The following is a 14,433-nucleotide window of genomic DNA, read 5'->3' on the forward strand; positions in this document are numbered from 1 at the left end:
AGAACAGAACGGTTGTCTTGCCGCTCATCTCGACCCGCGACTCGCGGCAGATCGGCGCGATGATTGCAGATACATGATAGGTTGTTTTTCTGTCGTCGGCCTGAACCGTTTTGACGAATCGCCCAGGCCTGAATTAAGCACGGGAAATCATTCTGTTGATTGGCTTTTGTGTTGAGTTTTTTCTCAGGAAAACCGCCATTTACCCCCATGCCAAGCGGTGAAAACACCGTCTGGCCGACGTGTACCCCTGCTATTCAAACCTTTTCCGCCGCAACTTTTTTCAGGCGCAGGAGTATGTTTGTGATTAACCGATTCACGTGGCGCCATTGTGCCGTTCTTATCCTGATCATTCAATTCGTTCTGGCACCAGCGACGACAGTCGCTGCTGATAACGTTGTGCCCGACACGAACCAGCCCTCGGCGACGTCCCAACCAGTTACCACGCCGCCCGCTGCATCGCGGCAAGACGAATTATCCGGGCCTGACAGCGCTGCGCCAGCAGCGCCTGTGACCGCGCCGACCGAAGGGGGGCCTCAGGGGGGGGGCCGTTTTGCTCTTCCTGCAACCCAGAATCTGGCCGGGCTGGTCGGCATGTCGGAAGTCTCGATGCGTGCGAACATTGACGAGCAGTTTGTCGAAACCATGGCTGAAAATCAGCTTCTGCCCGATGAGTTTGCCCGTCTGCTCGACGAGACCGATGTGTCGGCAGCAATTCATGCCGGGCGCACCTTTAATCGGCAAAGTCTCGCTGCAGTGGCGCGCAGCGGTCAGGCCAAAGCGCAAGCCGAGCAGGCGCTGTCGTTGTTGCGTCCTTCAGTAACGTTGCGCGTTGCCGGAGGCGTCGAGCGGTCTGAACCCGGCGTCGAAACCGATAAGGCAACGGGGGAACTCGTCCCATCCGATAACCACGCGCGCCGCGATATCGCGTTAACCGTGCGCCTGCCGATTTTCAACCTGCCCACTTATTTTGATTGGCGCCGACGCCTGCTGGTCGAAAAGGCGCGTGAAGAGAATTACCGCATCAGCGACGGTGATGCCTATATCGCGACGGTTGAAGCCTACCTTTCACTGGTGTCAAGCCGGTTGCAGACCGACTTGACCCGTGATTACGAAGTTCAGCTCGCGGAACTTCTCAGCTACATTGAAAAACGTGCCGAGGCGGGTGCCGCCAGTATTTCCGACATGGCGCGGGTTCGCGCACGGATTGAGGCGACCCTGTCATCCCGATTGGAACAGGAGTCCGTGCATACTGCGGCAAGGATCGAATTTGTTCGTTTGACCAATCTTGTGCCACAAAAAATCCGTTTGCCGGAACTTGCTGACATCGGTGGTGCGCTGCTGCCACCGTCCGTCACTGAAGCGGTTGCCTCAGCCATCGAGCTCAATCCTGAAATTGCCTCCCTGGCGGCCGAACTGGAAGCGGCGCAGGTTGATCAGCGCGCCGCACGAAGTCGCTTTTTGCCGCGGCTGGATGCTGAATACACCGACACGCACTCGCTTCATGCCGGCGGCGACACCAGCTCTGCGGGACAGCGGGATCGACGCGCCATGCTGGTGTTGAACTGGAATCTGTTCAGCGGCGGCAGTGATTACCACTACCTCACCGAACGCGCCCTGCGCCACAAGGAGTTGCTCTATCGACTCGACGATCAGCGACGGCTGGTGGTTAAATCGCTGTCGGTCAACTACGCGGCGCTGACCACAACCCGTGGGCGAATTGCGTCGGGCTATCTGGAACTGCAATCGATTACAACTGCGGCACAAGCCATGTCAAAGCGGATGCTGTCCGGCAACCAGTCGCTGCTGGATCTCCTTGATGTCTATGACCGGATGTATCAGGTTCGTTCCCGCCTGGTCAGCCTGCATATTCTTGAAATGAACGCCGTGGCCCAGCTGATTCGCCTGACCTTCGGCACCCCGTGGGCAACGACCGATGACACTGCCGCTACCGGGCAGGACCGAACTTCGTACCTCAATCAAAGGGGGCACGTATTCTCTGCACCCCCAGCAAAAGGATAGGTAGTCACTATGTCTGCACGTCACGATGATAATGACGGCTCGGATATTTTCTGGCCGGGCTATGTCGACGCCACGACCAACCTGATTTTGAATCTGCTTTTTCTGCTGACGATTCTGATCGTTGCGGTCTTCATGTTCGCCCTCGAACTGGGGCGATCGAGCAAGCAGCCTGCTACCCAGCAAGCGCCGATTGTCGAACAACAAAAACCCCCAGTTAGCGCCAGCGCCACCGACGCAATGAGCGAAAATGTTGCGCTGAAACGCGAGATCAAACGGTTGAATATGCTCCTTGCGCAGCGCGCGGCTCAGGACGTTCAATCCGCCGGTTCGGCACAAACCATCGAAGCTAAATTCGACATGCCAAAACCGCTCAAGGGAATCGATGTAACCAACAGCTACGAGTCGGAAGTTGTCGTGCGCTTTGAAAATGATGCGGTGGCGTTTACTCCTGACGAACACGAACAGTTGACCGAATTGCTGGCACCGGTCGCTGCCAGCCAAAAAGCCGGAATCTATGTTGAAGTCCCGGTCGGTTTCTCCGAAGCCCGGCGCATGGGCTTCTATCGGGCGATGTCGGTCCGCAATATCTTGATCGAAATGTTGATGCCGAGCGAGAATATCGATATCTCGGTGCTTGAAGGAAACGAAAATCCGAATGCCTCGGTGGTCAGGGTTCGGGCCTATTGAATGATGTCGCGCTTTCTCAACCCACGCAAACTGACGGCCTTTTTTACGGGGCTGTCACCACAACGCACTTTTGTGCTGTTGTTGTTGCTCAGCAGTAGCAGCGTGATGTTGTGGGCCGGATTCGCCGAAGTTGACGTCATCGTGCGGACCGAAGGTCAAATCATCCCGGCCGGGAAATCGCAGCTTGTCCAGCATCTGGAGGGGGGCATTGTTCGCAACATATTGATCCGGGAGGGGGAGGTCGTGGCGGCCGGACAGCCGTTGATTGAGCTATCGGATATTCAGACCCGCTCCAGCCTGGGACAAGAGCAGTCGAAGATTGATGCCTTGCTCGGACGCGAAGTCCGCTTGAACGCCGAACTGCACGGCAATAACACGCTTGCCTTTCCGCCAGGGCTGGGTGATCCCCGCGTGATCAACGTGGAAACCGCCGCCTGGCAGGCGCGGCGAACCCAACTTGCCGAAGAGGTCAAGGTCCTGGAGGCGATGAGCAGACAGAAAGAAAGTGAACTTGCCGAACTTAATTCCAAACATCGGAATCTGCTTGATGAACTCGATCTGGCAAAACAGAAATATCGGGTTATCGATAAATTGAGAAAAGATAACGCCGCCTCCGAACTCGAAGTACTCGATGCCCAAATGCGTATTCAGCAGCTTAACGCGGAAATCGCCGCAACAACCAATGCGCTGCCACGGCTGGAAGCCGCACATGCGGAGGCTGAATCGCGGATCAAGGAAGCTGTTGCACGCTTTCGCGCCGAAGCCTCCTCCGCCTTGACAAAAGTGCGTGAGGAAATTCAGCAATTGACACACGAAATTAAATCGAGTGCTGACCGGTTTGATCGAAATATCGTCCGTAGCCCGGTGGCCGGACTCATCAATAAATTGAATATCACGACTATCGGTGCGGTTGTTCGTCCCAGCGAAGTGCTGCTCGAAATCACACCGAGTGATCAGCGCATCGTCATTCAGACCCGCTCAAACCCGAACGACCGCGCCCACCTGCGCCGTGGTTTACCGGCTCGCGTCAGGGTGGGCGCTTATGACTATGCAACCTATGGCACTTTTGAAGGCTACGTGACCGATGTCAGTGCGGACACGCTGCGCGATGAGCGGGACAACCATTATTACCGGGTCAATGTGGAGGTTGATATCTCAACACTGCGGTCACGCGCGCGGCAACCGGGAGTGCTGATGCCCGGCATGGCGGCGAGTGCCGATATTGCTGTCGGCAAGCGAACCATCTTGTCATACATTCTTTCACCACTATTGAAATTTCGTGACGGCGCCTTTCGAGCCAATTGAGTTTCATAACAAATATAATTTTTCAAAAGAGGGTATTTCATGTTTAAACAACTCAAAGTCTACTACATCCTGATATCGCTGCCCTTTGTGCTGCTCCTAAGCGGGTCGGTTATTTTTCTTGACGCGATCAAATTAACCATCACCCGCAACCCCCATCCACAAATCAACTACACGATCTTTACGATTATTCTGGTCGGCGGGACACTGATCCTCGTCAGCGCTTTTCGCTTGCTTCGCGAGGCCAGAGTCCTGGTCGAATTTTCCAGGGCGATCCATAGTAAAGCAGACTCGGCGACTTTGCGGAAAATGACCGCCAAGTACACGGTCGACATTGCCTGCCTGCTGCAAATGGTGGCCTCATCCGGCAATCGCTCTATTTCCCACCAGGAGCAAGTGGCGATTGAGCACGAACTGATCAATGCCAGGGCGCGACTGGTGCGCCGCAACGCTTTACCTCAATATCTGACCGGGCTGCTGGTCGGGATGGGGTTGCTCGGAACCTTTATCGGCCTGCTGGCGACCCTCAATGATATTTCCGTCCTGATCAGCAGTTTTGCCGATATCGACATGCAGAACGCAAGTCCGCTGCTGGTATTCCGGACCATGATCGAACGCATGAAAGCGCCGATGCAGTCGATGGGGATTGCCTTTTCGGCCTCGATGTTCGGCCTGCTCGGATCGATTATTCTGGGCTTGATGATGGTCGGCATTCGGCGCTTGCAGGGGGATATTTTCTCCTTGCTCAGCTCGGAAGTTGCCCGCCATATTGAAACTGCGCTGTCATTCGAAAGTGTCAGTTTCAGAGCGCCAGCGGCCGCCACCGGGGAAGCGGTCTCTGGTGATGCAACAACAAACATTCTGCTCCGCATTGAAGAACGCCTGGCTGAAGCAGGTCGGCAGCGCCAACGCGCGCTGGCCGCTGAAATCGACGATTTCAAAAAACAACGGGCGGACATGCTCCATGCCCTGACAGAGCAAAATGTGGCCAACAATAATTTCCGTGGCGAACTGCAACAGCTCGGCAGACAATTCGATGCCGCCTTCACCGTGCTGGGTAAAGGCACTGGAGAAATTGCCACCCAACTTTCTGAATTGACCGTTCATCTGGCCGGAACCGCGCAAGAAACACATAAACTGCTGAACATGCAGGTTGATGAACAACGGCAATCAAGAGCGCTGATCGATGCGCACCAGATCGAAGAGCGGGAAAGGCTGGCTGAGGCGGCGCGCTTGCAACAACGGGCGCTGGCCGCTGAAATCGACGACTTTCAGAACCAGCGCGCCGATATGTTGCGGGCGCTGGTTGAGCAGACCGAAGCCGGGAACGGTTTCCGCCAGGAGTTGCAGCAGCTGGGTACCCGGCTCGGCACAATTTTCGACAGCATGGAGAATGGCAACGGCGAAATCAGCGCGCAAATTTCCGAATTAACGGTGCACCTTGCGGCCGATGCCAGGGAAACACACATTTTACTCAACCACGCCAACAATACCTTCCGTCAGGAATCGCAGCAGCTTGGCGACCGGCTCACCGCAATTTTAAATTCCGCGGAAAACGGCACGGCCACCATCGACACCCAAATCTCGACGCTGGCGTCCCGCCTGGCCGCTGATGCCGACAAGTCCAGCCAATTTTTCGCCAGTGCAAACAGTGCCTTGCACGAGCGATTGCAGCAGCTGGGCATCCAACTTGACACGATTCTGAATGCGACCGAAACCGGCAACGAAGCCGTCCGTTCAAAAGTTTCCGAAGTGATCGAACAGCTGGCCACCGGGGTCAAAGAATCGCAGCAGATCCAGCGCGATACACAGCGCGATTTGAGTCAGGAGCTGCAACAGCTCCGTGGTCAGCTCGACACCATCGCGCAGACGACCGACACGGGTGACCAGGAAATCTGTTCCCGAATTTCCGCACTGGTTCCCCCCCTGGCGGCCGCCATCGAAGCGTCGCAGCGGCGACTTGAGGAGACGCAGGGCGAGGTTTGCACCACGCTGCAACAGCTCGGCAGGCAACTCGAAACCCTCGCCCACCACGCCGCACACGGCACGCAAGAAATCTGTAACCGGTTTGATGCCCTGACCGAGCAGCGGGCTCCCGAACCACCAGCAACAGAACCGTGCGCTGTCGCGCCGGAGACTGACGCTGACGCACTGAACGACATGGAAACAACCACGTAAGAAAAATTATTCAAGTGCACTGAAGACGATGCAGGTAAACAGAGGTGGCCATGGCAAACCATAACGATAACCAACAAGGCCCGGCGGCAACAGCGTCCGGAGCGGGGCAAAACATTGTCCGTGCCGTTATGACCCCGAACGGAACGATTATCATTCCGCATGGGGCAGCAGAGCTCAGTGCGGTCGATGTCGCGGATGTCGATTTGTTGTTAAGCTTTGCCGATGGCAGTTACGTGATCATCCCCAATGGTGCCCTTGAGGCTCTTGGCAATACAGTCTATCCGGTCATTTTCGATGCGTCCTTCACCGCCGGCGCCGGTATCGAGCCGTTCGCAGGGAGCGAACAGTCAACCCTGGCCGATCTTTTCAAAATGGTTGGCATCACCAATCTGGCCAAAGCCGGCAGCTTGCGGGTGGTGAGTGAACATGTTGATGTCCTTGAACCTGTCGTAAAACCAGACTCACCGGAAACACCGGCAGACAACCCCGACAATATCCCGCTCATCGACAAAGCAACATTAACCGCACCGATGACCCAGGTCAGCAACGGTACCGCTGTCTCCGGAAAAGGCCCCGGTCTGGGCTCGCCGATGCCCAACGAACTGCTTGTCGATGTCGAGACAGATCCGGTTGTGCCGGTCATCACCCCCCGGCCTTCAGTCTATAAAGCCGCGCAAAAAGTTCTCGATATATCTGACCCGACCATCACCCTGGATAACGACATTACCGCCGATGATATCGTCAATATTGCCGAAGCCGCCGACAACATTGTTATAACCGGCACCGTCGGGGGCGGAGCCCAGATCGGTGACACCGTCACCCTCACAGTCAACAATGTTGAATATAACGGCGTGGTTCTTGACAATAAAAGCTTCAGCATCAATGTTGCCGGTGCCGATCTGGCCGCCGACAGCGATCAAACGATCGACGCTGTCACCACCACCGATGGCGCTCTCAACCCCGGCACCGACAGTGAAGGGTACGGTGTTGACATCACGGCTCCAGTCCCGACCATCACCCTTGATCCAGCGATCACCGCCGACGGCGTCATTAATAGTGCCGAAGCAGCTGGAGATGTTGTGGTCAGCGGCACGCTCGGCGGCGAGGTCAAGGTCGGTGATCTGATCACCCTGACGGTGAACGACGTTGACTACACCGGCCTGGTGCGCGCCGACATGACCTTCAGTATTGACGTGGCCGGGTCCGATCTGGTCGCCGACAGTGACAAAACGGTTGTTGCCAGTATCATCACCAGCGACGCAGCGGGCAACCCCGGCAGCGCCACCGACAGCGCAAGCTACACGGTCGACATTACGCCACCAGTCCCGACGATTACCCTTGATCAAAATATCACCGCTGACGACATCATCAATATCTCCGAAGCCAGCGGTGCCGTTGCCATCACCGGCACGGCTGGCGGCGATGCCCGGATTGGTGACACCGTTACCCTGTTGGTGAATGACCATGAATATACCGGTCAGGTGCGGACCGACATGACCTTCAGTATCGCTGTCGCCGGATCCGATCTGGTTGCTGACAGTGACAAAACAGTCGTTGCCAGTATCACTACCAGTGATCCCGCCGGCAACCCCGCCACTGCCACCGACTCCGCAGAATACACCATCGACATCACCATCCCGGTACCGACGATCGCACTGGTGCCGACGATTACTGGCGATAACATCATCAATATCGCCGAAGCCGGTGGTATCGTTGCAATCACCGGCAGCGTCGGCGGCGATGCCCAGGTCGGTGATAAAATTACCTTGACCGTCAACGGCGTTGATTCCACCGGTCTGGTTCAGGCCGACAGAACCTTCAGCATCAATGTCAACGGCACCGACCTCGCAGCAGACACCACAGTCAATGCTGCCATCGTCACCGATTTCGGCGGGGTCATCGGCACTGCCACCGCCACCACAAGTTACGCCGTTGATTTGATTGCACCGACTGCTCCCGGAGTCTCCCTGACCACAGACAGCGGCACCAGCGGCGCGGACCAGATCAGCACGGTCGGCACTCTCGCGCTAACCGCTGTCGAAGCCGGAGCTACGCTCGAATACTCCATCGACGGTGGCCTGAACTGGTCGACCAATTTCACCCCGGCAGAAGGGGTCAACACGGTCACGGTCCGGCAGCTCGATGCCGCTGGAAACCCCGGCAGCGTCGGCAGCCTGACCTTCACTCTCGACACCGCCGCACCGATCGCCCCGAGTGTGGCGCTGTCCCTCGATAGCGGCAGCAGTTCCACCGACAAAATCACCAGGAGTGGCACCCTGAGCCTGACCGGCATCGAGGCCGGGGCCGTGGTTGAGTACTCGATCGATGGGGGATCAACCTGGACATCGAGCTTTGCGGCGATTGAAGGGGCCAACAGCGTCGACGTCAGGCAGACCGATGTCGCCGGGAATACCAGTAATATCGGCACCCTGTCCTTCACCGTCGACACCGCCGCGCCAACCGCGACCATTGTGGTGACCGATACCGCCCTGAGCGCCGGGGAAACGTCGCTGGTGACGATCACCTTCGATGCCGCGGTGACCGGTTTCACCAACGCCGATCTGAATGTCATCAATGGCACACTGACAACCGTCAGCAGCGCCGACGGCGGCAAGACCTGGACGGGGATCTTCACACCGACAGCCAATCTGGAGTCGACCAACAACGTCATTACCCTCAAAGATGCCAGCGTGACCGACCTGGCTGGCAACAGCAACAGCGGCACCACCAATTCAAACAGCTACGATATCGATACCGCGATTCCGCTGGCACCGACCGTGGCGTTAACCAGCGATACCGCTCCCGGCGGCACCTTCAATGCAGACCACATCAGCAAGCTCGGCACCCTGACCCTCGGTGGGATCGAAGCCGGGGCCACCGTCGAGTACTCGATCGATGGCGGATTGACCTGGAGCAACACCTTCACCGCCACCGAGGGTGCCAACACCGTGGCCGTGCGCCAGACCGACGGGGCCGGGAATACCAGTAACGTCGGCAGCCTGACCTTTACTTTGGACACCGCCGCACCGATCGCCCCGAGTGTGGCGCTGTCCCTCGATAGCGGCAGCAGTTCCACCGACAAAATCAGCACCAGCGGCACCCTGAGCCTGACCGGCATCGAGGCCGGTGCCGTGGTTGAGTACTCGATCGATGGTGGATCAACCTGGACATCGAACTTTACGGCGATTGAAGGGGCCAACAGCGTCGACGTCAGGCAGACCGATGTCGCCGGGAATACCAGTAATATCGGCACCTTGACTTTGACCTTGGATAACACCGGCCCCGCTGTTGCCAGCGGACAAGCTTTCAGCTTTGATGAAAACCAGTCCCAGGTCGGGACAGTCGTCGGCACGGTGGTTGCCACCGACGCCGTTGGCGTAACGGCCTTTCAGATAACCAGCGGTAATGATAACGGCTACTTCGCTATCGACAATAGCGGTCGGATCACCCTGCCCGCCGCCGGAATCGATGCCGCTGCGAGCGCTAACGACTTCGAGAACCTGCCGAACAACTTTACCCTCGGCGTTCAAGCCCAGGACGCGGCAGGGAATATCTCTGTTGTCGCCGACGTCGTCCTTAACGTTACCAATGTCAACGAATTTCCGACTGATATCTCGTTATCGTCAAGCACGGTTAACGAGAACTCCATGCCCGGAACGGTGATCGGACTCCTGACCACCACGGATGATGATGCCGGTGACAGCTTCACTTATTCCCTTGTTTCCGGTGATGGCAGCAATGATCTCGACAACGGTCTGGTCACGATTGTCGGCAACGAATTACGCGTTAACGGCGCTATCGATTTCGAAACGAATCCGTCCCTGGCTATCAATGTGCAGGTGACCGATGCTGGGGGATTGAGCTATACCAAGGCGCTGAATATCCCGGTCAATGACGTCAACGATGCGCCGCTGGCGCTGGCGGTGACAGATACTGTGGCCGAGGACGGCCCGAGCATCACCATCAGTTCCATCTACAGCGATGCCGATACCGGCGATACCCATACCTTTGCCATCGACACGACCGGGACGCTGGGCAGCGTCACCAACAACAGTGACGGCACATTCAGCTATGATCCGAACGGTCAGTTCGAGTCGTTGGCTGTGGGGGACACAACGACTGACAGCTTTACCTATACGGTGACCGATGCCGCCGGTGCCACAAGCACCGAGACGGTAACCGTGACGATCACCGGGCAGAACGATGCGCCAACATCAAGCGCCGTGACACTGACCCCGATCGCTGAAGACAGCGGCGTGCGGATCATCACCCAGACCGAACTGCTGGCGAGCGCCACCGATATCGACGGCGACACCCTCACCGCCAGCACTCTGATCAACAACTCCGGCAGCGGCACCCTGAGCGATAACGGCGACGGTACCTGGAACTACACTCCGGCAGCTGATGACGATACCAATGTCAGCTTCAGCTACGATATCAGCGACGGCACCAGCACTATCAACACTACCGCCACGTTGGACATCACCCCAATTAACGATGCACCGACAACAAGTCCCGTGACTCTGGCGGCCATCGCTGAAGACAGCGGTGTTCGCGTGATCACAGCGACGCAGTTGCTGAGCAACGCTGGAGACGTGGAAGTTGATACCCTGACGGTGAGCAACCTGGGTATCAGCTCCGGCAGCGGGACTCTGGTCGATAACGGCGATGGCACCTGGAGCTACACCCCGGCAGCCGATGACGATACCAGCGTCAGTTTCAGCTATACCATTACGGATAACGGCACCACCAACGGTGTTCTCGACCCGCGAACGACCAGCGGCACGGCGACCATGGATATCACACCGGTGAATGATGCGCCGGTCGCCGTCGACAGCAGCGCGACCACCGGGGAGAACACGGTCCTCACCAGCAATGTCCCGGCCGCCATCGACGTGGACGGCACCATCGCCAGCTACCAGCTGGTCGATACCGTTGCCGAGGGAACCTTGAGCTTCGCCCCGGACGGCAGTTACTCCTTCGATCCCGGAAGCGCTTTCGACGATCTGGCGGTTGGAGAAAGTCGCCTCGTCAGCCTTACCTACACCGCCACCGACGATGGGGGTGCAACCAGCGCGGTTCAGACCGTCACCATCGCCGTGACCGGGACGAACGATGCGCCAACATCAAGCGCCGTGACACTGACCCCGATCGCTGAAGACAGCGGCATGCGGGTCATCACCCAGGCCGAACTGCTGGCCAACGCCACCGATATCGACGGCGACACCCTCACCGTCAGCAACCTGACCGCTGGCAGCGGCACCCTGAGCGATAACGGCGACGGTACCTGGAACTACACTCCGGCAGCTGACGACGACAGCAGTGTCAGCTTCAGCTACGACATCAGCGACGGCACCACCACCATCAACAACAACAACGCCACCCTCGATATCACCCCGGTCAACGACGTCCCGACAACGAGCACCGTCACGCTGACAGCGATGGCTGAGGACAGCGGCGTCCGGGTGATCACTCAAGCGGAATTGCTGGGCACCGCTGCCGATGTCGAAAGTAACACCCTCACGGCGAGTAACCTCGGCATCAGTTCCGGCAGCGGAACCCTGGTGGACAACGGCGACGGCAGCTGGAACTACACCCCGGCAACCAACGACGACAGCAGCGTCAGTTTCAGCTATACCATCACCGACAACGGCACCACCAACGGTGTTCTCGACCCGCGAACGACCAGCGGCACGGCGACCATGGATATCACCCCGGTGAATGATGCGCCGGTCGCCTATGATGGGGGCGGGAGTACGAGCGAGAACGTGGTCCTGAACAGCAATGTTCCTGCCGCGACCGACGTGGACGGCACCATCACAAGTTATGCGTTGGTCGGGACAGTTGCCGCAGGTTTACTGACCTTCAACGCAGATGGTAGTTACAGTTTCAATCCCGGAGCCGCCTTCGACGATCTGGCCGTTGGAGAAAATCGAGTCGTCAGCTTTACCTACACCGCCACCGACGACATGGGTGCGACCAGCGCGGTTCAGACCGTCACCATCACCGTGACCGGCAGCAACGATGCGCCAGAAATCACCAACGGGCCCGACGCCGTGGGCTTGGCTGAGACGAACGCGGCGTTGAGCACAAGTGGGACGTTGACGGTCTCGGACACTGATGTCACCGATGTGGTGAGTGCGACCTTCTCTTTGGCGGTGAGCGGGACGTCCGATCGCGGTGATACGGCGGCACCGACGGATGCAGCGTTACAGGCGATGTTCATCGTGAATCCAGTGACCGTTCTGGACAACATGCAGACGACTAACACTCTGAGTTGGGGCTTTGATTCCGGCAGCGAAGCGTTCGATTACCTGGCGAACGGCGAGACGCTGATCTTGACCTATACGGTGACGGCGACGGACGACAACGCGGCGCCGTTGTCGGACAGCGAGACGGTAACGATCACCATCACCGGCAGCAACGATCGGGCCGTCATCAGTGGCGACACCAGCGGCAGTGTGACTGAAGACGTGGACATCTCCGGCGTCGCTGGAGCGGAGGTGCTGCTGACCGGGGGAGCTTTGACAATCAATGATGTCGACGGCTTGGACGAGTTTGTTCCCGGGAGTATTTCTGGTGATTATGGAAGTATCAGTCTCAATGCGGATGGAACTTGGGGCTATCTTGTCGACAATAGCCTGGAGGCAATCCAGAAATTGGGGGCTGGCGAAACACTGACGGATACGATTACTGTTATTACCGCCGATGGAACCCCCGCCGATATCACCATTACCATCAACGGGACCAACGATGCGGCAGCGATCACTGGCGACGTTAGCGGAACAGCTGTCGAAACCGACGCGGCACAGATCATCAGCGGCAAATTAGACGTTACTGACATCGACAATCCGAATGAATTTTCTCCCCAGATCCTGGTGCCGGGCACCGGCGGCTACGGCAAGTTCACCATCGATACAGATGGATCCTGGATTTACACCATGGACAATGCTCATAACGAGTTTGTTGATGGCGTTGATTATTACGACAGCGTTAATGTGACCGCAGTTGACGGTACCATCGAGACCATTACTGTCACCATGACTGGTACTAACGACGATCCCGTCATCAGCGGTGTAACCTCTGGCAGCGTCGAGGAAGACACCACGCTGACAGCAACCGGCACGTTGATCTCCACCGATCTGGACGCCATCGACCCACCAACCTGGAGCATCGAGGGTGGCGCTACCGGCACATATGGAGGATTGTCACTCAACGGGAACACCGGCGAGTGGACTTATATCCTGAATAATGGCACGAATGGAGTTTCTTCGGTCGTACAGAATCTAGCGGATGGGCAAATCGTTACCGACACCTTTACCGTACGGGTCACCGATGAGAATGGCGGTTTTGATGAGCAAACGGTGACGGTCAATATTACCGGCGTCAACGATGCGGCAACGATCAGCGTGGAGGTTGGCGACAGCGATACCGGCAGCGTCAGTGAAGATGCGAGCTCTCCCGACCTGACCGTCAGCGGCACCCTGACCGTCAGCGACGTTGATGCCGGTGAAGCGATTTTCGATACCGGCTCGGTGGTCTTCGATACGGTCAACTCCAGTCGTGCCGCTCTGGGTAGCCTGTCCATATTGGCCGACGGCACGTGGAACTACACGGTCGCGAACGCCGATGTGCAATATCTCGGGGCCACTGAAAGCGAAACACTTAAGTATACGGTGGCCAGTTTCGACGGCACAGACACCCATACCATTACCGTGATCGTCAGCGGTACGAACGATGGGCCGACAATTACCGCCGCAGGTACCGATGTCACCGGTGGTGTCACCGAAGACGCCGCGAACCCGACCCTGTCTGATAGCGGTACAATCATCTTTAACGACATTGATCTGACCGATACCCACACCACTCTGGTGACTGCCGATGCTGGCAATACGTTAGGGGGAACCCTGACGATGTCCGCCGTAACCGAAGACGGGACGACCGAGCCCGGCACGGTGGGCTGGACCTATGACCTGGATAACAGCGCCACCCAAACTTTAAAGGCCAACGAGACCGTCGACGAGAAATTCACCGTTACGATCAACGATGGCCATGGTGGTACGGTTGACCAGTTGGTCACCGTGACCGTGACCGGCGTCAACGATGCGGCAACGATCAGTGTGGAGGTTGGCGACAGCGATACCGGCAGCGTCAGTGAAGATGCGAGCTCTCCCGACCTGACCGTCAGCGGCACCCTGACCGTCAGCGACGTTGATGCCGGTGAAGCGATTTTCGATACCGGCTCGG

General features: G+C 57.6%; 5 protein-coding genes. All 5 read left to right on the top strand.

Annotation, left to right across the window (positions count from 1 at the left end):
- Positions 1 to 300 precede the first annotated feature (300 nt).
- Entirely contained in the window at positions 301 to 2,019 is a 1,719-nt protein-coding gene (locus tag K0A93_11810) for a TolC family protein (GenBank protein ID MBW6512776.1), read from the top strand.
- Positions 2,020 to 2,028: 9 nt separating this feature from the next.
- Positions 2,029 to 2,706 carry a hypothetical protein gene (locus K0A93_11815; GenBank protein MBW6512777.1) on the top strand — a complete coding sequence of 226 codons (678 nt, stop codon included), beginning with the start codon at positions 2,029 to 2,031 and terminating at the stop codon, positions 2,704 to 2,706.
- Entirely contained in the window at positions 2,707 to 4,011 is a 1,305-nt protein-coding gene (locus K0A93_11820) for an HlyD family type I secretion periplasmic adaptor subunit (protein MBW6512778.1), read from the top strand.
- Between the two features lie 39 nt (positions 4,012 to 4,050).
- The gene (locus K0A93_11825) at positions 4,051 to 6,186 is read left to right on the top strand and encodes a hypothetical protein (GenBank protein ID MBW6512779.1); all 2,136 of its coding nucleotides are present in this window, start codon (positions 4,051 to 4,053) and stop codon (positions 6,184 to 6,186) included.
- Positions 6,187 to 6,236: 50 nt separating this feature from the next.
- Positions 6,237 to 14,433 (top strand): VCBS domain-containing protein (locus K0A93_11830; GenBank protein MBW6512780.1); only part of this gene is annotated, 8,197 nt, incomplete at its 3' end.

This window comes from Desulfuromonadaceae bacterium (genome assembly GCA_019429445.1).
GTDB lineage: Bacteria > Desulfobacterota > Desulfuromonadia > Desulfuromonadales > JAHYIW01 > JAHYIW01.